We start from the raw sequence: 24,742 nt of genomic DNA on the forward strand, positions 1-24,742 counted from the left end.
TCGGGGGCAGGCGGCGCGCGAGTCGCTCATCTGCCCTCCCGGGTGAACGACGAAGGGGGGAGCTGGTCGTCGCGGGGCGCCCGATGGTCCAGGGCTTCGCGCAACTGCGAGCGAGCGCGGTGGATGCGGCTGCGGACGGTGCCGAGCTTCACCCCGAGCGTCGCGGCGATCTCCTCATAGGACAGGCCTTCGATGTCACAGAGCACGACGGCGGCCCGGAAATCCGGCGGCAGCGCGTCCAGCGCGGCCTGGATGTCGGGTTCCAGATGGGCGTCGTCGTAAGCCTGGGCCGGAGACGGCTCGCGGCCGCGTAACCGCTCCGCCGCGTCGTCGGCCAGGCCTTCGAACCGGATGCGCTGCTTGCGCCGCGCCTGGTCCAGGAACAGGTTGGTGGTGATGCGGTGCAGCCAGCCCTCGAACGTCCCAGGCGTGTAGCTGGACAATGATCGGAACACCCGGACGAAGACCTCCTGGGTCAGGTCCTCGGCGTCGTGCACGTTCCCGGTCAGGCGGTACGCGAGCCGGTATACCCGCGCGGAGTGCGTGCGAACGACCTCCTCCCAGCTGGGAGGCGTCCAGTCGGACACCGAGGCGTCCGGCTGGCGGTCGGCGTCGTCCACCAGCAACCCTTTCTCCAAGACCGTCGCTACACCCATTGTGCCCTTCTGTTCTCATTGCCGCGCCCGCTGTGCGGCTGCTGCTTTGATGCCGCGAGAATAAAGACCGTTCAAAGCGTGCAACGTCCTCGTTGTGGCGTGAGTTCCCGTTCGGGGCTTACTCCCCTACGCTTCAGAACCATGAATACGGCGAGCCTGGCTCATGCGGAGGATTTCGTCCCCGAGGACGAGGTGCTGCGGGCCGCGCGGCAGCGGGGCACAGAGGTGGGCGCGCCACCCATCCTTCCTGGTGGTGGGGCCGCGCTGAGCTTCCTCGCGACCGCGATCAACGCCAGAGCGGTGGTGGAGATCGGGACCGGGTGCGGGGTGTCCGGGCTCTGGCTGCTGCGCGGCATGCGGCCGGACGGCACCCTGACGAGCGTGGACGCGGAACCGGAGCACCAGCGGCTGGCCCGCCAGACGTTCGCCGAGGGCGGTTTCTCCGGAAGCCGGATCCGGCTGATCGTCGGCCGCGCCCTGGACGTCCTGCCCCGCCTCGCCGACGGCGGGTACGACCTGGTCTTCTGCGACGCCGCCAAGCAGGAGTACGGCGACTACCTCGCCGAAGCCATCCGGCTGCTGCGGGTGGGCGGCATCGTCGCCTTCGACAACGCCCTCTGGCACGACCGGGTGGCCGACCCCACCCAGCGCGACCCGGACACCATCGCCATCCGCGAACTGGGCAAGCTGGTCCGCTCCGACGAGCGCCTGCGCCCCCTGATGTTCCCGCTAGGCGACGGCCTCCTCGCCGCCATCAAGCTGTCATGATTGCGATGCTGCGCATCGCGGTTCGGGTGCTCAACCCCGGTGTCTTCCCTCGTCGCTCCGCTCCTCAGTCCAGACACCGGCGCACCCTCACTGTCTTCATTGCGATGCTGCGCATCGCGGTTCGGGTGCTCAACCCCGGTGTCTTCCCTCGTCGCTCCGCTCCTCAGTCCAGACACCGGCGCACCCTCACGGACTAAGCCAGTCCAGCAGCATCCGCACGCCGAAGCCGGTCGCGCCCTTCTCGGCCCTGGCCGGTCCGGCGATGTCCAGGTGCGCCCACGGCCGCTTGCCGGTGAACTCGCGCAGGAACAGCGCCGCCGCCACCGAACCGGCCGCGCCGGACATGCGCTTGTCCACGTTGGCCAGGTCGGCCACGTCGGAGTCCAGGTCGCCGACATAGTCGTCGATGAGCGGCATGCGCCAGAGCCGGTCGCCGGTCCGCTCGCTGGCGGCCAGCAGCTGGGCGGCCAGTGCCTCGTCGTTGGCGTACAGCGCGGCGATGCCGGAGCCGAGGGCGATCTTGGCGGCGCCGGTCAGGGTGGCGATGTCCACCATCGCGTCCGGGTCGAGTTCGGCGTCGGCGTAGGCGAGCGCGTCGGCCAGCACCAGGCGGCCTTCCGCGTCGGTGTTGAGGATCTCCACGGTGCGCCCGCCGTACTGGACGATGACGTCGCTGGGGCGCTGGGCCGAGCCGGAGAAGGCGTTCTCGGCGCAGGCGATCAGGCCGGTGACCCGGACCCGCGCGTTGAACTCGGCGAGGGCGCCCATGGCGGCGATGATGGCCGCGCCGCCCGCCATGTCGGTCTTCATGGTCTTCATGCCCTCGGAGGTCTTGATCGACAGGCCGCCGCTGTCGAAGGTGATGCCCTTGCCGACCAGGACCACGTGGCGGTCGTACGAATCGGGCGTGTAGGACATCTCGACCAGGCAGGGCGGGTTGACCGAGCCCTGGCCGACGGCGCGGATGCCGCCGAAGCCGGTGAGCTCGGTGTCGACCCGGACGCCGAGGCCCGCGCTCGCGCCGATCTCCACGGCCTGGGCGGCCAGCCAGCCGGGGGTCTTGATCGAGGCCGGGGTGTTGACCAGGTCCCTGGCCACGCTGGTGGCGCGGGCGATCGCCTCGCCGCGGCGGACTGCGGCGGCGTCCCCGCCGACGAGCACGATCTCCGCTACCGATTTGGTCTTGATCTCGCCGATGGTGAACGTGTAGGCGGCCAGCAGCGCGGCTTCCACCAGGGGTGCCACATCGCCCTCCGGGGGGAGCAGCACGGTCAGGCTCGGGCGGCCCTTGGCCCGGCCGGTCAGCGCGGCTCCCGCCTTGCGCAGGTCCTTGGCGGAGCTGTCGCCGACGCCGTACAGGAGGATGCGCCTGACCCCGTCGCCCTGGGCGACGGGGATCTCCAGCACCTCGCCCGCGTCGCCTTTGACCTGGTAGTGCGCCAGCAGGGCGGGGAGCGGGATGGGGAGTTCGACCGCGGCGTCAAGGTCGCCGCCGAACGGGACGGCCAGGAATTCGGCGCCGGACGCGGCGTGAGGCGCGACGGTCAGGCGAGTGTGAATGGGCACGATCACTCCTGGCGTTCGGTAGCGGAGAAACGTCGAGTGTGGGAAACAGAGCGGCCCCGGCGCGGGGAAGACCCGCTGCCAGGGCCGATATCAATTGATATACGGCTGGGTCAGCCGACCACGTTTTTCAGTGCGTCGCCGAGGGCGCTGGCCTCGTCCGCGGACAGTTCGACGACGAGCCGCCCACCACCCTCCAGCGGGACCCGCATGACAATGCCCCGGCCTTCCTTGGTGACCTCCAGCGGACCGTCACCAGTCCGCGGCTTCATCGCCGCCATGCGTGTATCCCTTCCCGCGTTGTCGACCGCCCCCGAGGAGGCGGTCGGCGCATTCACGTCTTCTGTGATGTCCTATTATCCCGCCTCCGAGCTCAATAGGGTAATGCCCTGGGCTCTTTTGTGGATCAAAGCGTGCCCACGTATGGCCCGTGAGGGTGCGCCGGTGTCTGGACTGAGGAGCGGAGCGACGAGGGAAGACACCGGGGTTGAGCACCCGAACCGCGATGCGCAGCATCGCAATCAGCATTGTCGGAGACAGATCCTGACCCCACACTGGGTGGGGTGAACGCCCGAGCCGCGCTTTTCGATCTCTACGGGGACCACCTGCGCATGCGGGGCGGGCGCGCCTCGGTGGCGGCCCTCGTCCGGCTGCTCGCGCCGCTGGAGGTCGCCGCTCCCGCAGTACGCACCGCCATCTCTCGCATGGTGCGACAGGGCTGGCTGGACCCGGTACGGCTGCCCCAGGGCCCCGGCTACGGGCTCACCCCCAAGTGCGCCAGACGCCTCGACCAGACCGCCGCGCGGATCTACCGGGGCGCCACGGTCACCTGGCCGGGCCGCTGGCACCTGCTCGTGCTGGAGCCGATCCGGGACCGCCCGCGCCGCGAACGGCTCCGAGCCGACCTCTCGTTCCTGGGCTACGCCCCCCTTTCGGAAACGACCTGGATCGGTCCTAGACCGTCGCCCGAACTCGACGCACTGGGGGTAACGGCCGACCGATTCGAGGCCGTGCTGGAGGGGGATCCGCGCGATCTGGTGGCCAGGGCGTGGGATCTGGAGGGCATCGGGCGGTCGTACGAGGAGTGGCTGGCCGGGGCGATGACCTTGGTCGCCTCGCTGCCGGACGACGCCCCCGACGACCGGGTGTTCGCGACCCGCAGCCGGCTCGTGCACACCTGGCGGAACTTCCTGTTCCGCGACCCGGGACTGCCGCCCGCGCTGCTGCCGCCGGGGTGGCCGGGAGAGAAGGCACGGACCTACTTCGAGCAGGAAGCGGCCAGGCTGCACCCGCGGGCCGCCGCGTTCGTGGACCGCAACCTCGGTCACTGACCGGGTCGCCTCGCGACGCACTCGGCGATGTGGTCGTTGACCAGGCCGATGGCCTGCATCAGCGCGTACGCGGTGGTGGGCCCGACGAAGCGGAAACCGTGCTTCTTGAGGTCCTTGGCGAGCGCGGTGGAGCCGGGGGTGGTGGCCGGGATGTCGGCCATGGTCTGCGGGATCGGCGCGTCCGGGTCGGCATATTTCCAGATCAGGGCGGAAATGCCGTCTGGCAGCTCCTGGGCGGCCCGGGCGTTGGCCACGGCGGCTTCGATCTTGGCGCGGTTGCGGACGATGCCGGGGTCGGCCATCAGGCGGGCCACGTCGCCCTCCCCGTACGCGGCGACCTTCGCGATCGCGAACCCGTCGAAGGCCGCCCGGAAGTTCTCCCGCTTCCGCAGGATCGTGATCCAGGCCAGGCCCGACTGGAACGCCTCCAGCGTGACCCGCTCGTAGACGCCGTCGTCATCCCGGACCGGACGGCCCCACTCCTCGTCGTGATAGGCCAGGTAGAGGGGATCGGAGGTAGCCCAGGCGCACCTGACTACCACGCCTCCTCCACATCACCCGAGTCGATCACGTCGACCCGGTCCTTCTCCCAGCCGCCCGCCCCGTTGGGCACATCCGGCTGGTGCTCGGTCCTGGGCGGCTCGGCCGGGCGCGCGAACGCCTCCTGCCTGGCCTGCAACCGCCCGGCCAGCAGCTCGGCCACCCGCTGCTCCAGCACGGCGATCCGGGTGTCACGCTCGCTCAGCGCGGTGGCGGCCCGCTGCAGGGTCTCGTCCACGGTCTGGGTGTGGTAGCCGACCAGGCCGATGGGCAGGTGCAGGGACGCGAAGTCGACCGCGTTCAGCTGCCCCGCCTCCGGCAGCTCCAGCGGCGGCACGTCGGGGGGGAACTCGGCCAGCTCACCGCCCCGGCCCAGCGAGACCAGCACCACGCATCCCAGCACGGCGAGAGCGGCGACCACGAGTACGACCAGCACATACGAATCGTGCCACAACTCCCAAGGGCCGCAGGCCGTCAGTCTGGATCGACCAGGGGAATGTGGTGCTGTCGTTTCTCGAGCAGGTCGAACGCTTCGGGGACGCCGGTGGCCCAGGAGATGGCGTCGAACACGCCAGGGCGGGTGAAGCCCTGGTCGTACATGCCTTCGACCAGGGCCCTGAGCGGGTCATACAGGCCCCAGGGGTCAAGGATGACCAGCGGTTTGGCATGCAGGCCGAGAACCCGGGTGCTCCAGATCTCGAACAACTCCTCCAGGGTGCCGATGCCGCCGGGGAGCACCAGGAAGGCGTCAGAGCGGGCGTCCATCTCGCCCTTGCGCTCGCGCATGCCCGAGGTGATCACGAGCTCGTCCGAGTCGGTGTCGGCGATCTCGATGTCCACCAAGACCTGCGGGATCACCCCGACGGTCCTGGCCCCGCCGGCCCGCGCGGCGCGCGCCACCTCGCCCATGCAGGAGACGATGGCACCCCCGCTGACCAGGGTGTGGCCACGCCGAGCCAGCTCGCCGCCCACCTCCCGGGCCAGCTTCAGGAACTTGGGGGCGATCCGCTGACTGGAGGAACAGAACACACAGACGTTGCGATCCTCACTGACCCCGGAGGGCCGGTGCCGGTCGGATCTCCGGCCGACGCCCTGATTGCCGGCCTGGTCACGATCCACGCGTCCACTCTATTCGGCGTCCGCGACCACCTGTCCAGCGGATTTCCGCTCGCGGGACTCGGTCTCGCCGCGTTCCTGGTCGGCCCCGACGATGATCTGCACGGCCTCGGCCACGTCGTCCACGCACCTGATCAGGTCAACGTCCGGCGGCGAGATCTTGCCGTCGGCCAGCAGCGTGCCCTTGATCCAGTCGATCATCGGCCCCCAGAACCGGGTGCCCATCAGGACCACGGGGAAGGAGGTGACCTTGCGGGTCTGCACCAGGGTGAGCGCCTCGAACAGCTCGTCCAGGGTGCCGAAGCCGCCCGGCAGGGTGATGAAGCCGGAGGAGTACTTCACGAACATGGTCTTGCGGACGAAGAAGTAGCGGAACTCGACGCCGAGGTCCACGAACTCGTTCATGCGCTGCTCGTGCGGGAGCTCGATGCCGAGGCCGACCGAGATGCCGCCCGCTTCCAGGGCGCCCCGGTTGGCGGCCTCCATGCAGCCGGGGCCGCCGCCGGTGATGACCGCGTAGCCCTCCTCGGCGAGCGCGCGGCCGAGCCGCACGCCCATCTCGTACTCGGGCGCGTCCGGTTTGGTACGGGCCGAGCCGAAGACGGTGACCGCAGGCGGCAGTTCGGCGAGGGCGCCGAAGCCCTCCACGAACTCGGCCTGGATGCGGAGCACCCGCCACGGGTCCATGTGCACCCAGTCGGCGGGGCCACGGCGGTCGAGGAGGCGCTGGTCGTGGGTGGATTGGGACACCATGCTGCCGCGCAGGAGGGCCGGTCCCTGGCGTCGTTCAGGGCGGATCGTGTTCATGCCGACCCACCGTACCCGCGGCTCGGAAAGAATCTTGAAATTCTTCGGAAACGAGCGGAACCGGTTTTCGCGGAGGCCGCGTCTAAGAGTCGAGGGTGCTGCTCGGGACTGAAAGTGGCTTTCCCCGCCAAATGGCCGGCGAGGAAAGCCACTTTCTCCGTTCTGGGGGTGTTTCCTCAGGTCAGCCAGCTGGTCATTACGCGCTCGGCTTCGACGATCTTGGCAAGTTCGACGTACTCGTCCCGTTTGTGGGCGACTTCCGGATTGCCGGGTCCGTAGTTCACGGCAGGCACGCCGAGCGCGGAGAAACGCGCCACATCCGTCCATGCCACCTTCGCCTGGGGCGTACCCCCGACAATGGCCGCGAACGCCGAGGCGATCGGGTTGTCCAGGCCGGGCCGGGCGCCGGGCGCGCTGTCCACGATCCGGACCTCGAAGCCGTCGAAAACCTCGGCCAGGTACGCCTGCGCCTCCTCCTCGGTGCGATCCGGGGCGAACCGGTAGTTCACCGTCACCACACACTCGTCGGGGATCACGTTCCCGGCATGCCCGCCGTTGATCAGGACCGCGTTCAGGCCCTCGTGGTACCGCAGGCCGTCCACCACCGGCCGGCGGGGCTCATGAGCGCGCAGCCTGCTCATGATCTCGGCGGCCTCGTGGATCGCGTTCACGCCCAGCCACGAGCGGGCGCTGTGCGCGCGCACGCCGGTGGCGATCACGTCGGCCCGGACGGTGCCCTGGCAGCCGCCCTCGATCGCGCCGTCGGTGGGCTCCATCAGCACCGCGAAGTCGCCGCGCACCCAGTCGGGGTGGTCACGGACCAGGCGGGCGAGGCCGTTGCGGGCCGCCTCGACCTCCTCGCAGTCGTAGAAGACCAGAGTGAGGTCGCGGTTGGGCTCGGCCAGCAGGGCCAGTTTGAGCTGGACGGCCACACCGCTCTTCATGTCGGTGGTGCCGCAGCCCCACAGGCGGTCGCCCTCGACGCGGCTCGGCACGTTCCCGGCGATGGGGACGGTGTCCAGGTGCCCGGCCACCACCACCCGCTGGGCCAGGCCGAGGTGGGTGCGGGCCACGATGTTCGCCCCGTCCCGGTCCACGGTGAGGTGGCCGAGCCCGGCCAGCGCCCGTTCTATGGCGTCGGCGAGCGGTTTTTCCTGGCCGCTCTCGGAGGCGATGTCCACCAGTTCGGCGGCGAGCGTCCTGACGTCCTGATCCAATCGCATGGGACACCAGCCTAGGGACTGCGGGTAGGTTCTGGGACGTGACAACGCGCGTCCCCAGAACAGCTCTGATCATCCTGACCATCGTCGTCGTTCTGGGCGCCGGCATCTTCTTCGCGGTCTCCCAGCTGATCCGCCAGGCGGAACCGTACGTGCGGGGCGAGAACTGCCGGATCACCACTCCGGACGGCACGCTCGAACTCGACATCGAGCAGTCCCAGGTGGCCTCGACCATCGCCGCCGTGGCGTCCCGGCGCAAGCTCCCCGAGCGGGCCCTGGAGATCGCCTACATCACCGCCATCCAGGAGTCCAAGCTCAGCAACATCCCGTACGGCGACCGCGACTCGGTCGGCGTCTTCCAGCAGCGCCCCTCCCAGGGCTGGGGCACGGTGGAGCAGCTGATGGACCCGGTCTACGCGACCAGGAAGTTCTTCGCCGCCCTGGAGAAGGTGGAGGGCTACCTGGACATGCCGCTGCACGACGCCGCCCAGGAGGTGCAACGTTCCGCCGACGGCGGCGCGTACGCCGACCACCGGGCCATGGCGATCATCCTGGCCGGGGCGTTCGGCGGCCGGGTCCCGAAGGCGGTGCACTGCTGGTACCCGCCCGCCGAGAAGCCGGTCAAGACCACCCTCGACAAGGCCCGCACCGAGCTCGCCCGCGCGCTGGGCGCCGCCGCCAGGAAGGACAGCTGGCTGGTCGCGACCTGGTACGTCACCCACGCCCAGAAGTACGGCCTCCACCAGATCAGCTACCAGGGCGTGAAATGGACCGCGGAATCCGGCTACGACGGCTGGCAGCAGGACGAGTCCGGCAAGGACGCCCCGATGGCGGTCGCCTAACCCAGCCGTTCCACTTGGATCGAACCAGGGGTCAGCGGCGAGGCGTAGGAGGCCACCCACTGCCCGCCCTGCACCCGCTGGAACGACAACAACCGCCCGTCATTGGCCCGGTAGTCGGCGAAGTCGAGCAGCCCTCGGTCGGGCAGGCCGGTCATGCCCTCGGCCCGGAACGCGACAGTGCCCCGTTCGGTGGGGAAGAACTCCACGCCCTCCATGATGAGCATGCTCTTGGCGGGCACCATGCCCTGCGCCGGGACCTGGGTCCAGAGCAGGACCTCCAGGTGAACGGCCTCGTCCCGCTCGCCGCGCTCCTGGACCGAGAGCCACTGGTAGCGGCGGGTGCCGTCGTCCAGCAGGTGCTCGGTCCACTGCTCGCCGTGCCAGGAAAGATGCAACGCTCCCATGGCTTTGTAGCGCACACCCGCGATATGCACGGTGTCGCCCACCTTGATAGTTCGAGGGTCGAAGAACGCCGGTCCGTCGTTAGAGCCGAAGTCCAGTCCCCCGTTCGCCGGAACCACCCGCCGGTCCTGGCGGGTGGTGGCGATGAACGCGCCCAGCACGACGATAAGCGTCGCGACGCTCAGTCCGAGCACCACCGCTGTCGTCATGGCGCGCGATCCTACTGGAGCCGACGCACAACCGCATTTATCCGTTCATCTGTGGCGGTAATCGCGATGCGAATGTGTTGCTTTCCGGCCACTCCATAGAAATCTCCCGGAGCCACTAGGATCCCGGACTCCGACAGCCGCCGCACCTGCTCCCAGCAGCCGGAACCGTCGCTCGCCCACAGATAGAGACCGGCGGTGGAATGCTCGATCCGCCATCCCGCCGATACCAATGCGGTCCTGAGCGCGCTTCGGCGCGCCGCGTATCTGGCCCGCTGTTCCTCGGCGTGCGCGTCGTCGTCGAGGGCGACGGTCATGGCGGCCTGGACCGGTCCCGGCATGATCATCCCGGCATGCTTGCGGACTTCCAGCAGGTGCGCCACGAGATCGGGATCACCGGTGACGAAACCGGCGCGATACCCGGCCAGATTGGACCGTTTCGACAGTGAATGCACCGCCAGCAGGCCTTCGTGGGAGCCGCCGCAGACGTCCGGGTGCAGGATCGAGACCGGCTGTTCCTCCCAGCCGAGGCCGATGTAGCACTCGTCGGAGGCGACGATCGCGCCGCGCTCGCGGGCCCAGGCCACCACCTTGGCCAGGTGCCCGGCCGGGAGCACCCGCCCGGTCGGGTTGGACGGCGAGTTCACCCACACCAGCGGCACCCGCTCCGGCCCGAGCGCGACCAGCCCGTCGCTCGCGAACGGCTCCGCCCCCGCCAGCCGCGCGCCCACGTCATAGGTCGGGTAGGCGAGCTCGGGGAAGATCACCCGGTCGCCCGCGCGGACGTCGAGCAGGGTGGGCAGCCAGGCGACGAGTTCCTTGGTGCCGATGACGGGGAGCACATTGTCCGGGTCGACCGTGACCCCGTGGTGCCGGGCCAGCCAGCCCGCCGCCGCGGCGCGCAGGCCGGGCGTGCCGTGCGTCTGGGGGTAGCCGGGGCTGTCGGAGGCGGCGGCGAGCGCTTGCCGTACCACCTCGGGCACGGAATCCACCGGCGTGCCGATCGACAGGTCGGCGATGCCGTCCGGGTGGGCCTGGGCCACCTCCTTGTACGGTGTGAGCCGATCCCACGGAAAATCAGGCAGTTTGATCATTAAACTCCCCCAAACGGGCATGCGGAAGCCGCCCACCGAGGGATCAGCGGGCGGCCGAAGCGATATTCAAAACTATTAATCAGAAACCCGTCCCATAGACAGCCGCAGCGCCGCCGACCAGACGACTCACGGCTGCGGCTGTCCAGATCACGACTTTCTAATTATCAGTGGTCCTCAGCCTGCGGGGGCAGCACGGCGACGACCTCGTGGTCTCTTTCGATCTTGCCGACCTTGGAGGCGCCGCCCGGCGACCCCAGCTCCTCGAAGAAGTCCACGTTGGCGCGGTAGAAGTCCTTCCACTGCTCGGGCAGGTCGTCCTCGTAGAAGATGGCCTCCACCGGGCAGACCGGCTCGCACGCGCCGCAGTCCACACACTCGTCGGGGTGAATGTAGAGCATGCGGTTGCCCTCGTAGATGCAGTCGACGGGGCATTCCTCGATGCACGCCTTGTCCAGGACGTCCACGCAGGGCTGCGCGATGACGTAGGTCACCTCAGGCTCCTTCTCTCCAGCACGACATGGGCCGCGGGTTGCTAAGGCCTAGTATTGCGTTGCCTGCCAGGTGGCTGAAACAGGAGGGGGTCAAACCTGTGTCCTTTCGCCTTACGGTGAGCATTTCCGCGGAAGACGTGGGTCGTAAGGTGACCGTGCGCCGCCAGGTTCCGGAGGGTTTTCGCGACGTCGTCGGCATCCTGGAGGCCTGGTCAGACGGCACGCTGGCGGTCCGCAAACGGGACGGCACGCTGGTGGAGTTTCCCGAGAACACCATGGTGGCGGCAAAGGTCGTCCCCAGCTGACGGCGTGCCTCCTCGACCGGCCGGAAAATCACGCCAAGTATTCGAATCGTGACCACACGTGCTCTAGGTCTGGTAGCCCTGCTCGCGGTGGCCGCGGCCGCCTGCTCCGCCCCGGCTCCGGACAACAAGAACCTGCCGCCGGTGAACCCCAAGGCCGCCAGCCTGCAGTCGGGCTTCACCACCATGGACCGGCTGATCGAGGCGGCGCAGAAGGAGGGCCAGCTCGTCCTCGTCGGGGTGCCCAGGGACTGGGTGAACTACGGCGAGATCATCGACGAGTTCTCGGACAAGTACGACGTGAAGGTGACCGCCCTCAAGCCGGAGGCCACCAGCGCCCAGCAACTGTCCGCCACCGAGAACCCCGACGTGTACGACCTGAGCCTGGACGTGGCCGTCGCCAACGCGGCCAGGTTCGCCCCCTACCGAGTGCTCGGCTGGCAGGACATCGCCGACGACCTCAAGGACGCCGCCGGCGCCTGGTACGCGGGCTACGGCGGCTACATGTCGATCGGCTACGACCCCGCCAAGATGGCCGCCCCGGCCTCGTTCGCCGCCCTGCTGAAGCCGGGCACCACGGTGGCCCTGCCCGGCGACCCGATCCGCACCGCCTCCGGGTTCGGCGGCGTGATGGCCACCTCGCTGGTGGGCGGCAAGCCGGACGCCGCGCGCGGCCTGAAGTTCTTCGCCGACCTGAAGAAGGCGGGCGTGCTGGCCACCCCTGACCGGGCGGCCGCGCTGCTCGACTGGGACTACCTCAACATGGCCAGGGCCGCCACCGCGGCCGAGCAGGACAAGCCGGAGCTGCGGGTGACGATCCCGAAGGACACCGTGCTCGCCTCGCACTACGTGCAGGCCATCAACGCCAACGCCAAGCACCCGGCCGCCGCCCGGCTGTGGCAGGAGTTCCTGTTCTCCAACGAGGGCCAGAACTTGTTCCTGCGCGGGTACGCCAGGCCGGTCCGGCTGGAGGCCATGGAGATGCGCGGCGGGCTCGACCAGGAGGCGGCCGCCAAGCTGCCCAAAGTGTACGGAACCCCGGTGACCCTCACGATTCCCCAGCAGGACGCCGCGAAGACCTACCTCCAGCAACATTGGCCGCAGCAGATAGGCTGACCACCATCCATTCCACGAAGGCCGTACAGTATGCCATCAACGAGAAATTCGTTCCATAGACAGCCGCATAGCCGCCGACCAGGCGACTCACCCGTGCGGTGTCCAGATCACGAATTTCTCATTGAACCGTGGAATGAGAGCCGATCTTGCGATATGACACCCCTAGTCTCATACGGTGGAACGCTCGCGCCTATGACAGCTCGTTCGGCTATGTCTCGGCGCAGGGGGCTCCGCTGGTGGACCTGCTGGATCCGCAGCCGGGCGAGCGCGTGCTCGACCTGGGCTGCGGGACCGGCGTGCTGACCGCCGAGATCGCTTCACGCGGCGCCAGGGTGCTCGGCATCGACGGCTCGCACTCGATGATCGAGACCGCCATCGCCCAGTTCCCCGGCCTGGACTTCACGGTCGGGGACGGGCACGACTTCACCGTCGCCGAGCCGTACGACGCGGTCTTCTCCAACGCGGCGCTGCACTGGTTGAGCCGCGACCCGGACGCGGTGATCGAGTGTGTCCGGATGGCGCTGCAGCCGGGCGGCCGGTTCGTGGGCGAGCTGGGCGGCGCGGGCAACTGCGCCGCGCTCGTCGCCGCGATGCTCACCGCCTGGCGGGAACACGGCCTGCGCGACCCGCACCTGCCGTGGTACTTCCCCAGCCCCGCCGAGTATGCCGTGCGCCTGGAGCGTGCCGGTTTCACGCTTCGCCTGGTGGAGAACTTCGACCGGCCGACCCCGCTGGACGACTGCCCCAACGGCGCCGCCGACTGGGTGCGCATGTTCGCTCCCTCGCTGCTGGAGGGCGTGCCGGTGGCCACAGTGGAGCCGCTGCTGCGGCGGGTGAACGAGCTGGCCGCCCCCGCGCTGCGGCGGGAGTCCGGCTGGATGGCCGACTATGTGCGCCTGCGGTTCGCGGCGGTTCGGCAGTAGCCGCCAAGAGAGCTGAATCAAGGTCGTCACTGAGAAACTCCCGCCAACGCGGGGGATTTGCCAGACTATGGTCTGGTCTTACGTACGTGATGGGGATGGCGATGAACTTCTGCCTGAGTGACCTTGTGCCACCGCTGCGCTGGAGTGATGCCGCCACCATTCCCACCCCACCGGAGTTACCCGCGGCCTGGTGGCGGAGCCTGCCCATGAGCCGGGTGCTGGCCGCCGTCGGACCCGGCAACCTCGCCGAGCTGCTGACCGATCTGACGCTGAGCCAGTGGCGGGCCGCGGCGGTCGGCGACATCCTGCCCGCCCTGCACGTGCTCCACCCCGACGAGGCCGACGATCCGCAGGTGGCGATCGCGCTGGACCGGGCCGGGTCCTGGACCGGGCTGCTGGCGCTGACCGGCAGAGAGCTGGCCGACCAGCCGTTCGTGAAGGTGCGGCCGGTGCTGATCGCCCTGTTCGGCGCGGTGTTCAACCGGCTCGGGCAGACCCAGGGCGCGCGGCCCGCGCTGACGGTGCGGCCCGCCCTGGCGGCGGACGATGTGGCCGTGGTGCTGCCGCCCGCCGCCGGGGATCTGTGCGCGCTGCTGGACGGGGTGTTCGCGGCGCTGGACGACCAGACCTGGATGGTGGCGCAGAACAGGGTCTTCACCGACACGCCGACGGCGGTGGAGGAGCTGGGGCGGCTGCTGGCCGTGCCGGCCGGGCTGATCGAGGCGATGGAGAAGGCGCTGCGGGCCCGGCTGGAGGAGTGGCTGGAGTCGGCCGAGTCGGCGCCGTTCCGGGCCCACCTGGAGCGGGTGGCCGAGTTGCTGGGGGTGGCCGCGCCGAAGACGCGGCTCATCAACGCGGCCGACTGGCACGAGGAGGAGCTGCGCTCGCTGGACGTGCTGGCCTGGCAGTTCGTGCTGGCCTCGCTGCCCGGTTACCAGGTGTCCGGCGAGTGGCTGGTGGCCGGGGACATGGCCGAGCTGCAGGAGAAGACCCGCAAGCTGATCGTGAACTCCGACCGGCCGCCGACGGTGAACCGGGCCCGCGAGCTGGTCTCCAGCCTGGGGATCCGGCCCGAGGTGGCCAAGGAGTGGCTGGAGAACGTGCCCCAGCTGCGCATCCAGAGCGGCAGCAACGGCGCCCCGCCGCCGCCCAGACCCAAGCCCCGGCCGCGCCCCAAGCCCGCTCCCCCGCCGAAACCGGCGATCGACGTCGAACCCGAGCCGAAGCCGGAGCCGGAACCCGAGACCAAGGCGGTTCCGAGGCCCGTCCCCAAGCCGCCGCCGCGGACCGAACCGAAGCCCAAGGCCGAGCCGGGACTGAAGGACGTGGCGCACACCGTACGCTGCTTCCGGCAGCCCGACGGGCGGTGGTGGCTGCGGGTGGACGTCACCGCCGACCACCTGGCGGGCGCGGAGATCCCGCTGCCCAGCGGCTTCGCCTCCTATCTGGGGCTGACCCCCGGCGAGAGCAGGAGCGTGCGGAGCGCGGCCGGGGACGTGGAGCTGACCTGGGACGGCCGCCCGGCGGTGGGCTCGCTCCAGCGCATCCTGACCGAGGTCGCCGCCAAGGAGGGCGGCCACATCTTCCTGACCCTCTCCGAGGAGGGCATGCTCCGGGTCAGGCACCTGCCCTCGGCCACCGGCGGTGACGCCACCTCGCGGGCGCTGCGCCTGGTCGGCTACACCGCCCCCGGCGGCACCCCCGACCAGGCCACCAGGGTGATCGCCACCCGGATCGGCCTGACCGGACCGGTCGGCACCGTGGAACTCCTGGCCCGACTCCGAGAACGCGGGGACCGCGATCTGCTGTCCCTGCTCGGGTAGCCGCCCATGCCCCGGCTCGCGGTCTCCCTGGAGTTCACCAAGGAACTCGGCGCGCTGGCCCGGCCAGTCCGCCGAGACGCCGTGGTCGCGGTGCGCCGTTTCCTGCACAACTCCCCCGCCGGGCCCACTCCAGAACGGGTGCGCAACGCCCGCGACCCCCGCGTCTTCACGCTGCGCCTCAGCGACCGCTACCGGGGCGTGGTGCTGCGCCAGCGCGACGTCTACTGGCTGGTCGCGATCCTGCCCGACGCCGAGGCCTGGACCTACGCGCAGCGCCACCGGTTCACCGTCAACCCCGCCATCGGCGTGATCGAGGTCTGGGACGCCGAGGCGCTGGAGCGGGTCGAGCCCGCGCTGCGCCGCTCCTCGGCCGGCTCCCCCCGCCGCCTGTACGGCCACGTCTGCGACAGCGACCTGCTCAGCATCGGCATCGACCCCCAGCTGCTGCCGCTGCTGCGGCTGATGAGCACCGACGCGCACCTGGCGGCGGTGGAGCCGCTGCTGCCGGAGAGCCAGTTCGCGCCGCTGAGCGCGTTGGCCCAGGGCGGCTCGCTGGCCGAGGCCTGGCGGGAGCTGGACGGCTGCCGGTGCGTGCTGGCCGACGTGATCGACACCGAGGACCTGGCCACCGCGCTGCTGCGCAGCCCCGGCAAGGCCGCGTTCGCCGCCGACCGGATCGAGCTGGACCGGATCCTGACCGTGCCGGACTGGTGCACGTTCCTGTATCCGCCGCAGCACACGTACTCCAACTGGGAGAACTACGAGCAGCCCGCGCTGATCACCGGGGGCGCGGGCACCGGGAAGACGATCATCGCGCTGCACCGGGCCGCCCATCTGGCCCGCCACGGCACCGGGCCGGTGCTGCTGGCCACCTTCTCCCAGGTGCTGGTGAACGAGCTGGCCACCAAGCTGGACATGATCATCGACGACGAGGTGCTGCGCAAGCGCGTCGAGGTGACCAACGTGGACCGGCTGGCGTACCGGATCGTGGCCGAGCACGAGGGGCGGCCGCCGAAGGTGGTCGGGGATGTGGCCAAGCTCTGGCAGGAGGCGGCCGGGAGCAGGTTCGGGGCCGCGTTCCTGTTGCGCGAGTGGGAGCAGGTGATCCTGTCGCAGAACCTGCGCTCGCTGGAGGAGTATCTGGCGGCCGAGCGCCCTGGCCGGGGCACCCAGCTGTCGCCGGAGATCAAGAGCAATGTGTGGCGGGCGGTCGAGCACGTGGAGGGGCAGTTGCGGGCCTCGGGGCGGCGCACGCTGCTGCAGCTGGTCAGCGAGGCCGCCGATCTGCTCGGGCAGGCCACCGGGGACATGCTGGGGGATCAGGCGCCGGGGCGTGAGCCGTACAAGCATGTGGTGGTGGACGAGGCGCAGGACCTGCACCCGGCGCAGTGGCGGCTGCTGCGGGCGGCGGTGCCGCCGGGGCCCAACGACCTGTTCGTGGTGGGCGACCCGCACCAGCGCATGTTCGACACCCGGGCGGCGCTGGCCGGGATGGGCATCCCGGTCCGGCGGTTCCACCTGAAGATCTCGCACCGGCTGCCGCACGAGATCCTCTCCTTCGGCGTACGGCTGCGCGGCGGCGGCCCGGTGGACGGCCTCGCCGAGGGCGTCTCCGAGATGTACGGCTACCGCTCGCTCCAGCACGGCCCTCGGCCGATGGTGCGCAACTACGTCAGCCCGGAGGCGGAGATCGCCGGGCTGGTCGCGCATGTGACCGACTGGCTGGCCGACGGGGTGCCGCCGAACCAGGTCGCGGTGGCGGCCAGGACCGTGGAACTGGTCAGGACCGCGCGGGCGGCGCTGCGCGCGGCGGGCATCGAGGTGAAGGTGACGATGCTGCACGGCATGAAGGGTCTGGAGTTTCGCCGGGTGGCCGTGATAGGCGTTGCAGACGGGATCGTTCCGGCGCCGGAGCAGCTCACTCCGGCCTCGGAAGACCCCACGGCCCGAGCCCATGACCTGCAACGAGAACGGGGGCTGCTCTATGTGGCCTGCACGCGGGCGAACGAGCTGCTCTACGTGTCCTACTCCGGCCGGGCGAGTCCCTTCCTGCCCACCTGATCCCCTAATCTGAACTGCGGAGATACTCCCCTTGCCGGTTGGACCTGCATGAATCTAAGCCTGAGCGACATCGTGCCCTCCCTGCGCTGGACCGCGCCCAGCCAGGTCGAGCCGATCGCCAGCGACCCCGGCCTCCCCGACGCGTGGTGGCAGGCGCTTCCGCTGGACCGCGCGTGCGCGGCGGTGGGCACGGAGCGGGTGGCGTCGCGGCTGGCCGATCTGACCACAGCGTGCTGGGGTCATCTGGTGCTGGGCGACATCATGCCGTTGCTGAGGTTCACCAATCCGGTGGAGAGCCAGCAGCTGCCGGGGACCAGGGAGAGTGTGCTCCAGCTTTTCTCCGGCGTGCTGGACAAGCTGCTGGAGACCGAGCCGGGTGACCGGGTCGCGGCCCCGCCCGCGGTGCCGGAGCGGCCGCTGCCCGAGCTGGTGGACGAGGTCTTCGCCCGGCTCGACGACCGCCAGCGCGCCATCGCCAGGGACCGGCTGTACGCCGAGCAGCGCGCCACCCTGGACGAGCTGGCCCAGCGTTTCTCCGTCACCCGGGAGCGGATCAGGCAGATCGAGCGGGACCTGCGCGACCACGTGGACGCCTGGCTGTCCAGCCAGGACGCGGCGCCGCTGAGCGCGCACCTGAGCTGGCTGCGCACCCGGCTCGGCTCGGCCGTGCCGGCCGACGATCTGACCGCCGCCGTGCCGTGGCACCGCACCGAGCTGGCCACCCTGGGGATCCCGGCCTGGCGGTTCGTGCGCACCCTGCTGACCGGCTACGAGCAGGTGGACGGCTGGCTGATCGCGGGCGGCGCGGACGAGCTGCGGGAGAAGACCCGGGGCCTGTTCACCGACGGGCCGGTGCCGCTGGCCGAGGCGATCGTGATGGTCTCCCAGCTGGGCGTGCGCGAGGACGTGGCCGAGCGGTGGCTGGCGGCGGTGCCGCACCTGCGGGTGCTGGAAGGGCACGTGGTGCCGTGGCCGCGCAGCGTGAACGACAAGGCCGAGGCGGTGCTGGCGGTGGCCGGGATGCCGCTGTCGCCGGAGGAGATCCAGACCAGGATCGGCGAAGATTACAGCCTGGTCGGCATCCGTAACCAGCTGACCGCCGATGAACGGTTCCTGCGGCTGGATCGCAACAAGTACGGACTCACCCGGTGGGGCGGCGAGGAATATCTGGGCATCCGCGAGATGATCGCCAGGGAGATCCAACGGGCCGGGGGTGAGGCGTCGGTGAACACCATCGTGACCAGCCTGACCTCGCGGTATGAGGTGAGCGAGAGCTCGGTGCGCGCGTACGCGGGCGGGCCGGGGTTCGAGCGCACCCAGCGGGGGTGGATCCGGGTGGCCGGGGCGGAGCAGGGCGAGTACCAGCCGCGCCGGGACGTCTCGATGACGCGGCGCTGCTTCCGCAGCCGGGACGGGCGCTGGTGGCATCGGGTGGACGTGAACGCCGAGCATCTGCGGGGTTCGGGTTCGCCGCTGCCGACCGGGTTCGCGGCCCATCTGGGCATGGCGCCCGGCGGGCAGCTGACGGCGTCCACGGCGTCGGGCGAGGTCGTGATCAGCTGGCACAACCAGCCGACCATGGGGTCGATCCGGCCGGTGCTCGCGGAGTACAACGCGGCGGAGGGCGATCATGTCTTCCTGACCGTGTCGGACGGCGGCGAGTTGCTGACCCGGTTCCTGCCCGCCAGCCCGCCCGGGCTGCCGACGCTCAATCGCGCCCTGCACCTGATCGGGTACACGGCTCCGGTGGCTTCGGAGGCGGAGGGGTTGCGGCTGATCGGGGCCCGGATCGGGCTGCCCGACGGAGCCGCGCGGGATGAGGTGCTGGCCCGGCTGCGCGAGCGCGGCGACCGGGACATTCTCACGTTCCTGTAACGGCCTTTGTCGGGATCTGCCAGGATCTTGGGGCAATTGTCCGTTCGGGGAAGGATTTAGCGTGAAATTTCCGGCGATTTGGGCCGGGTCGGCGGTGATGCTCGCTGGCGTGCTGGGAGTGGCGACGGCCGCTCCGGCGCAGGCGGCGACCAAGGTCCTCGGCGTCGATGTCAGCAACTGGACCGGGGACGTCGACTGGGGTTCGGTGGCCGATGGCGGGGCCGGGTTCGCGTACGTGCACGCGACCGAGGGTTTGGACTATCGCAATCCGCGGTTCGCCGATCAGTTCGGCGGGGCGAAGGAGGCGGGCATCTTCCGGGGGGCCTATCACTTCGCGCAGCCGCACGAGTCCAGCGGGGCCGCGCAGGCCGATTTCTTCGTACGCAACGGGGGGCGCTGGATCGCCGACAGCAAGACGCTGCCGGGGGTGCTGGATGTTGAGGACAATCCGTACAACAACCGGAACGGGCTGAACCACTGCTACGGGTTAGGCCAGGACGAGATGGTGAAGTGGATCAGCGACTTCGCCAAGCGGTATCGGGCCAGGACGCACCGGGATGTGGTGATCTACACGACCACGGCGTGGTGGCGCAGTTGCACCGGCGACGCGAAGGGCTTCAGCAAGAATCCGCTCTGGGTGGCCCGCTGGGGCACGTCGGCGGGGCCGCTGCCCGCGTCCTGGAAGAGGCACACGTTCTGGCAGTCGGCCGAGAAGGGCAACCACGCGGGGGGCGAGGATCGGTTCAACGGGAGCAAGGCGCAGTTGCAGCGGCTGGCGTTCCCGCCCGCGACCTACTGGGCGACGGGGCTGGTGGTGCGGCGGAACGCGTACACGGTGACGATCAGCAACACCGGGCCGCGGACGGTCAGCAAGCTGTCTGTGTACGGGAAGACGTTCGGGGGGAACAAGCTGGTGAAGGCGCCCCGGGCGTGCAAGATCACCTCGACCGTGCTGCGGTGCACGCTGACCTCCATCGCGCCGGGCAAATCGGTCAAGCTCACGCTGGCGACCAAGCCGAAGGCGACCGGGCCCGTCGGGATCAACCTGAAGGTGGGCTCGTTGAAGCTGACCTTGCGGGCGTCTGGGTAGGCTCGGGGCATGCTGCGCCTCTATGACACACGTCACCGGCAGGTTGAGCCGATCCTGCCGGTGGGGGCGCGAGCGTTGCGCATGTATACCTGCGGGCCGACCGTCTACCGCTATGCCCATCTGGGCAACCTGCGCTCGTACCTGTTCGCGGATCTGATCCGGCGGGTGGTGGAGCGGCAGGGGGTGCGGGCGATGGTGTGCCAGAACATCACCGATGTGGGTCATCTGGCCGACGACGCGGAGATCGATCCCCTGGGCGAGGACAAGGTTCTCGCCCAGGCGCGGGCCGAGGGGCGGTCGGCGCTGGAGATCGCCCGGTTCTACGAGGACGCGTTCCGGCGGGACACGGGGGCCCTCAACTTGCGCGTGCCCGAGCACACGCCACGCGCCACCGAGACCATCGACCTGATGATCGAACTGATCATCAAACTCATCGAGAAGGGCCACGCCTACAAGGGCCCCGACGGCTCGGTGTTCTTCTCCGCCGAATCCTTCGCGTCGTACGGCGAGATTTCCGGAAACCGCCTCGACGCGTTGCGCCCCGGCCACTGGGTCGGCGGCGTGGACCCCCGCAAGCGGTTCCACGCCGACTGGGCCCTCTGGAAGCCCGCCCACCGCGAGCTGACCTGGGACACCCCCTGGGGCCGTGGCTTCCCCGGCTGGCACATCGAGTGCTCCGCCATGTCGCTGGCGTTCCTGGGCGAGCACGTGGACGTGCACACCGGCGGCATCGACCTACGTTTCCCCCACCACGAGGACGAGCGCGCCCAAACCGACTCCGCGGTCGGCCACGAGGTCGTACGGCACTGGGCGCACGGCGAACACCTCCTTTTCGACGGCCGCAAGATGGCCAAATCCACCGGAAACGTAGTCCTCCTCAGCGACGTGATCGACGCTGGCCTGGACCCCCTCGCCGTCCGCCTGGCCCTCATGGAACACCGCTACCGCCAGCAGATGAACCTCACCTGGGACACCCTCATCGCCGCCGACCGCACCCTGAACCGCTGGCGCTCAAAAGTCGCCGAATGGGCCGAGTCCCCCAGCAAACCCATCGCAACCGACTCCTCCACCGCAATCCAGTCAGCCTTCAACGACGACCTCGATACGCCTCTCGCCCTCCGCCTCCTCCGCGACCTCGAACGCGACCCCGCCATCCCTCCCGGCTCGAAGTTCGAGACCTTCCTCCACTTCGACCACCTCCTCGGCCTCGACCTCTCCTCCGCAATCGGCCGCATCCCCGTGCTCCCCCCAGGCGCGGCCGAGTTGATGGCCCAACGCTCCCGCGCCCGTGACGCGCACGATTGGCCAGAATCCGACCGCCTCCGCGACGCCCTCGCCGAACTGGGCGTCAAGGTAGCCGACACCCCCGAAGGCCAAACCTGGACCCGGTAGGCCGGACCCGGGGTTCTCGCGCCGCGCGCACCCTGCTCGTCGCGGCAGAGTCCGCTTCGTGTAGATCGGGGCGCCGACGTCCCCGTACATGAGCCCTCGATCTGTAACGAGGTGGGCACGCGGCGCGAAAGCCAGTTATACCGCCAGATCCATTGTCGGGCCTGCCGTGGAACGGGAGACGGATGAGTGAGCAGTCGACGGAGGACGGAGGTGTCCCGTCGCCGTTCGAGCAGGCCAGTGATCTCCATCGGCGGGGACGCCCCGATGAAGCCCTGGTCGTCCTGGAGGGCGTTCTGCGGGGGAGTCCCGACGATATCGCGGCGCGCTACGCGATGGGCATCTGCCTGACCGACCTCGGGCGTGCGGCCGAGGCCCAGCCGCAGTTCCGGCGTGTGCTGGACGCCGAACCCCGGCACTACGAGGCCGCGTACCGGCTGGGACGCCTGCTCCAGGCCGACGCCGACTACGAGGGGGCCGCGACCGCCTACCGGCAGGTGCTCGCGGTCACCGACTTCCGCGACGCTCAGCAGCGGCTTCGCGCCTGCGAAACCGAACTCGGCGGCACCCAGCGGCCGGGCGAGGTCAGTCCGCTGACCGGGTCCGCGTTCACGCCGGGACCGCCGCCCCTGCGCACATGGGTCGAGGGGATGCGCGTCGCCGAGCGCGGCAAAATCATCAGGAGGGTTCGCTTCCAGGCGCGCCACATGCTGTCGCAGATAGTCAAGCGGCTCTTTCTGGGCGCGGTTCTCGCGGTCGCGGTCACTTTCGTGATGAAAACGAGGATGTTCACCGTGCTCGCCCTCATCCCGGTGGTCACGCTACCGTTCGAGGCGCTCATCAGATCGGCCACGAACGGCACCGACTTCTACGAGTACGGCATGGAGGTGAGGTCGGGCCTCGTCCGCCGCCAAGTGCAGTTCATCTGGTACTACCAGATCGCCGAGTCGCCCACCTACCTCCGGACCCTGGGAAGCTACCTCACCCACACCGCGTCGCTGGGCGTTCGCTACAACGAGGCCGGAGCGTCCTCCGCCGAGTACATCGAACTGTCCGGGATCGGCACGCCGGAACAGGTGAAGGAGATCAGCCGCTACCTGGAGTCCCGGGTGCCGCCGGAGCGTATGCCGATCAGGGGGCCGTGGACCTGATCCCGGTCCCTGCGAAGGGAGGAACGCTCGCATGGGTGACCCACCTGGGGGACCGGTGGTCCTGCTCGACGCGAATGTCCTGCTGGACATCATGCGCGGAAACCTGCGCGTCGTGGACGAGATCAGGGACCTGCAACGTCAGGGCGCCCAGGTGGAGATGACCTGGCGGGGGTTCATCGAGGTGGTGAATCCCGAGGTCTTCGGCAGGCACGCGGTCGCCGCGCAGTATGTCATGCGGTCCCTGGACATCGGCGTGAACCGGGTGGTGCCCCCGGCCGAGGTGCTGGCCAGGGTCCAGGCCGACGTACTGAGCCTGAACCGGGCCGGTGGCGTGGTGCATCGGCTGGTCCAGGAGAAGGACGCCTCGCATCTGGCGGAGACCCTCACCCGGGGCGATGCCAGATTCTGGAGCTTCGAGTTCTCCAGCCCGCAGCGGGCGGCGGAACTGGAGAGCAGACTGGGCGTGCACCTGTACCAGCCGGGCATCCCCACCATGCCCAAGGGCAGCCCCGTCGACGTAAGACTGATGCAGCGTGTGGGCCTGGTGCCCGCCGACATCGAGATCTCCTTCGCGGGAAGGGTTTCCGGCGCCGCCGGGTCCGGCGCACTCGGTGCGATCGCAAGTGCCGTGGATCTTGTTCTCCTGACCGATCTCATCGGTTCCGACTCCTCGGTGGACGCCGCCAGCCGCCACCAGGCCATTCAGGATGCGTTGCGCTCCCACGAGCGCCAGTTCTCGGACGAGCTGCGGTGGCGGGAAAGCACCAGCGCAACTGGCCCCTTATGGGGATATGTCACCGTTTGGCTTGGCGAAGTTCCGGGTTCCGACTCCCGGTTGCACAGCTTCTACCACGACCATTCCGAAGTACGGTTCACCGCCGCCGCACCCGACTCCGACTCCCTCCTCGTCGAGGAGAACGGCTTCGGCCAGCAGTACGTCGTGGTCGCCGTCCCCCTCAACGACACCGCCCAAGCCCAGTGGGAGGCCCAACACGACGCCACCGCCGCCCAGACACCCACACCAGATCCCGATCACTCCCACAATGACGCAGGCGCACCCGCAGGAACGCCCTCTCTCCCCACCTCGGGCACACCGATAGCCGAAACCACATCTCCAGATGCCGGAACAACGGATGGGGTCGCCACGCCTTCGAATGCAGGGTCGGTGAATGCGATCGCCACGCCCTCGGACATAGGGCCTTCGGATGCCGCCGCCGCACCTTCGGATGCAGGGGCAGTGGATGCCGCCGCCATGCCTCCTGATGTCAGATCAACGGACGCCGTAACCACGTCCCCGGACGCGGGAACAATGGACGCCGCCGCATCCCCGGACACGGGAACAACGGACACCGCCGCATCCCCGAACGCGGGACCTCTGGCGGCGGAATCGTACACGCCAGCCGGTAGTGGCTTCGGGGCTGCCGACCCTTACTCAGGGCACCTGGTCGGCCACCCCCATGGTGATGGCGGTGGCTACAGCGCTCCGGGCGGTCCTTACTATTCGGCTGATGGCAGGCATTCGCCAAATGATCCGGTTTCTGCTCTGCCGGGGTCTGGTTTCGGGGCCGGCGGTGATGATGCCAAGCATCCAGGGACTGATTCTCATCAGCATGGCGATGCATCGGGTGGCGGCGGTTACAGTGCGCCGGGCGGTCCCTACTACTCCGCAGACGGTCGGCTTTCCCCGAACGACCCCACCTACGTTTCCTCAGGATCTGGCTTCGGAGCGACCGCGACCCATTTCGACGGCGCGCAGGGAGCGGAAGGCAATCCTGTCGTAAGTGGTTCAGATGCCGGTGCGTTGCCGCCCGCCGACCTGTGACCGCAGACGGACTCAGGGCCGAGACCCGGAGTCCGTTTGATCGGCTAGTGTTGCATGGCTGCTGTTGAGCTGGACGGAGTAAGCGGCCTCCCAGCACATGCACCCACCGAAGGTCGCCCACGGGTCAGGGAATCCCTTTTCCTTTAGCGCCGCG

The 24,742-nt window shown here is 69.5% G+C and carries 24 protein-coding genes; 13 read left to right on the forward strand and 11 right to left on the reverse strand.

Features of this window, described 5'->3' with window-relative positions; genetic code table 11:
• Window positions 1-26: 26 nt before the first annotated feature.
• A complete protein-coding gene (sigE, locus tag ABGB08_RS32895; RefSeq protein ID WP_174900286.1) occupies window positions 27-656 on the reverse strand; it encodes an RNA polymerase sigma factor SigE in 630 nt (209 codons plus the stop codon).
• Window positions 657-797: 141 nt separating this feature from the next.
• Between sigE and ABGB08_RS32900 the strand changes: the two genes are divergently transcribed.
• Complete coding sequence (locus tag ABGB08_RS32900) at window positions 798-1,424, forward strand: O-methyltransferase (protein WP_347598243.1); 627 nt, start codon at window positions 798-800, stop codon at window positions 1,422-1,424.
• A gap of 186 nt (window positions 1,425-1,610) precedes the next feature.
• On the opposite strand, the gene ABGB08_RS32905 is transcribed toward ABGB08_RS32900, so the two are convergent.
• A complete protein-coding gene (locus ABGB08_RS32905; protein WP_347598246.1) occupies window positions 1,611-2,990 on the reverse strand; it encodes a M17 family peptidase N-terminal domain-containing protein in 1,380 nt (459 codons plus the stop codon).
• 110 nt (window positions 2,991-3,100) lie between these two features.
• A complete protein-coding gene (locus ABGB08_RS32910; protein WP_083502187.1) occupies window positions 3,101-3,268 on the reverse strand; it encodes a DUF3117 domain-containing protein in 168 nt (55 codons plus the stop codon).
• A gap of 282 nt (window positions 3,269-3,550) precedes the next feature.
• Here ABGB08_RS32910 and ABGB08_RS32915 point away from each other — a divergent pair, with 282 nt between their 5' ends.
• On the forward strand, window positions 3,551-4,318 hold the full coding sequence (locus ABGB08_RS32915) for a PaaX family transcriptional regulator C-terminal domain-containing protein (protein ID WP_347598250.1): 768 nt from the start codon (window positions 3,551-3,553) through the stop codon (window positions 4,316-4,318).
• Here the strand turns inward: ABGB08_RS32915 and ABGB08_RS32920 are convergent.
• From ABGB08_RS32920 to dapE, 5 genes are all read right to left on the reverse strand, one after another.
• Window positions 4,312-4,860 carry a DNA-3-methyladenine glycosylase I gene (locus ABGB08_RS32920; RefSeq protein ID WP_347598253.1) on the reverse strand — a complete coding sequence of 183 codons (549 nt, stop codon included), beginning with the start codon at window positions 4,858-4,860 and terminating at the stop codon, window positions 4,312-4,314. The genes ABGB08_RS32915 and ABGB08_RS32920 overlap by 7 nt on opposite strands.
• Entirely contained in the window at window positions 4,854-5,294 is a 441-nt protein-coding gene (locus tag ABGB08_RS32925; RefSeq protein WP_347598256.1) for a hypothetical protein, read from the reverse strand. Before ABGB08_RS32925 ends, ABGB08_RS32920 begins: the two co-directional genes overlap by 7 nt.
• 38 nt (window positions 5,295-5,332) lie before the next feature.
• On the reverse strand, window positions 5,333-5,977 hold the full coding sequence (locus ABGB08_RS32930; RefSeq protein WP_347598259.1) for a TIGR00730 family Rossman fold protein: 645 nt from the start codon (window positions 5,975-5,977) through the stop codon (window positions 5,333-5,335).
• A 9-nt stretch (window positions 5,978-5,986) separates the two neighbouring features.
• A complete protein-coding gene (locus tag ABGB08_RS32935) occupies window positions 5,987-6,781 on the reverse strand; it encodes a TIGR00730 family Rossman fold protein (RefSeq protein ID WP_347598262.1) in 795 nt (264 codons plus the stop codon).
• A 176-nt stretch (window positions 6,782-6,957) separates the two neighbouring features.
• Window positions 6,958-8,004 carry a succinyl-diaminopimelate desuccinylase gene (gene dapE, locus ABGB08_RS32940; protein ID WP_347598265.1) on the reverse strand — a complete coding sequence of 349 codons (1,047 nt, stop codon included), beginning with the start codon at window positions 8,002-8,004 and terminating at the stop codon, window positions 6,958-6,960.
• 38 nt (window positions 8,005-8,042) lie between these two features.
• Between dapE and ABGB08_RS32945 the strand changes: the two genes are divergently transcribed.
• On the forward strand, window positions 8,043-8,843 hold the full coding sequence (locus tag ABGB08_RS32945) for a hypothetical protein (protein ID WP_347598268.1): 801 nt from the start codon (window positions 8,043-8,045) through the stop codon (window positions 8,841-8,843).
• On the opposite strand, the gene ABGB08_RS32950 is transcribed toward ABGB08_RS32945, so the two are convergent.
• The 3 genes from ABGB08_RS32950 to fdxA form a co-directional block, all read right to left on the reverse strand.
• Entirely contained in the window at window positions 8,840-9,454 is a 615-nt protein-coding gene (locus ABGB08_RS32950; RefSeq protein ID WP_347598271.1) for a DUF4178 domain-containing protein, read from the reverse strand. The genes ABGB08_RS32945 and ABGB08_RS32950 overlap by 4 nt on opposite strands.
• Before the next feature lie 11 nt (window positions 9,455-9,465).
• On the reverse strand, window positions 9,466-10,545 hold the full coding sequence (gene dapC / locus ABGB08_RS32955; protein ID WP_347598274.1) for a succinyldiaminopimelate transaminase: 1,080 nt from the start codon (window positions 10,543-10,545) through the stop codon (window positions 9,466-9,468).
• A gap of 164 nt (window positions 10,546-10,709) precedes the next feature.
• Window positions 10,710-11,036, reverse strand: coding sequence for a ferredoxin (fdxA, locus tag ABGB08_RS32960; protein ID WP_155350205.1), 327 nt, complete (start codon window positions 11,034-11,036; stop codon window positions 10,710-10,712).
• Between the two features lie 116 nt (window positions 11,037-11,152).
• On the opposite strand from fdxA, the gene ABGB08_RS32965 reads away from it, so the two are divergent.
• From ABGB08_RS32965 to ABGB08_RS33010, 10 genes are all read left to right on the forward strand, one after another.
• Entirely contained in the window at window positions 11,153-11,341 is a 189-nt protein-coding gene (locus ABGB08_RS32965; RefSeq protein WP_347598277.1) for a hypothetical protein, read from the forward strand.
• A gap of 48 nt (window positions 11,342-11,389) precedes the next feature.
• Entirely contained in the window at window positions 11,390-12,454 is a 1,065-nt protein-coding gene (locus tag ABGB08_RS32970) for an extracellular solute-binding protein (protein ID WP_347598280.1), read from the forward strand.
• 146 nt (window positions 12,455-12,600) lie between these two features.
• Complete coding sequence (locus ABGB08_RS32975) at window positions 12,601-13,377, forward strand: methyltransferase domain-containing protein (RefSeq protein WP_347598283.1); 777 nt, start codon at window positions 12,601-12,603, stop codon at window positions 13,375-13,377.
• Window positions 13,378-13,478: 101 nt separating this feature from the next.
• Window positions 13,479-15,200, forward strand: a complete 1,722-nt coding sequence (locus ABGB08_RS32980; protein WP_347598286.1) for a hypothetical protein — start codon at window positions 13,479-13,481, stop codon at window positions 15,198-15,200.
• Between the two features lie 6 nt (window positions 15,201-15,206).
• Complete coding sequence (locus ABGB08_RS32985) at window positions 15,207-17,261, forward strand: UvrD-helicase domain-containing protein (protein WP_347598289.1); 2,055 nt, start codon at window positions 15,207-15,209, stop codon at window positions 17,259-17,261.
• A 48-nt stretch (window positions 17,262-17,309) separates the two neighbouring features.
• Entirely contained in the window at window positions 17,310-19,136 is a 1,827-nt protein-coding gene (locus ABGB08_RS32990; RefSeq protein WP_155359745.1) for a sigma factor-like helix-turn-helix DNA-binding protein, read from the forward strand.
• 61 nt (window positions 19,137-19,197) lie between these two features.
• A complete protein-coding gene (locus ABGB08_RS32995) occupies window positions 19,198-20,226 on the forward strand; it encodes a lysozyme (RefSeq protein ID WP_347598292.1) in 1,029 nt (342 codons plus the stop codon).
• A 9-nt stretch (window positions 20,227-20,235) separates the two neighbouring features.
• Window positions 20,236-21,618, forward strand: a complete 1,383-nt coding sequence (cysS, locus tag ABGB08_RS33000; RefSeq protein ID WP_347598295.1) for a cysteine--tRNA ligase — start codon at window positions 20,236-20,238, stop codon at window positions 21,616-21,618.
• A gap of 182 nt (window positions 21,619-21,800) precedes the next feature.
• A complete protein-coding gene (locus ABGB08_RS33005) occupies window positions 21,801-22,766 on the forward strand; it encodes a tetratricopeptide repeat protein (RefSeq protein WP_347598298.1) in 966 nt (321 codons plus the stop codon).
• Between the two features lie 31 nt (window positions 22,767-22,797).
• Window positions 22,798-24,588 carry a hypothetical protein gene (locus ABGB08_RS33010; RefSeq protein ID WP_347598301.1) on the forward strand — a complete coding sequence of 597 codons (1,791 nt, stop codon included), beginning with the start codon at window positions 22,798-22,800 and terminating at the stop codon, window positions 24,586-24,588.
• Window positions 24,589-24,742: the final 154 nt, after the last annotated feature.

This window comes from Acrocarpospora sp. B8E8, from assembly GCF_039871605.1.
Classification (GTDB): Bacteria; Actinomycetota; Actinomycetes; order Streptosporangiales; family Streptosporangiaceae; genus Acrocarpospora; species Acrocarpospora macrocephala.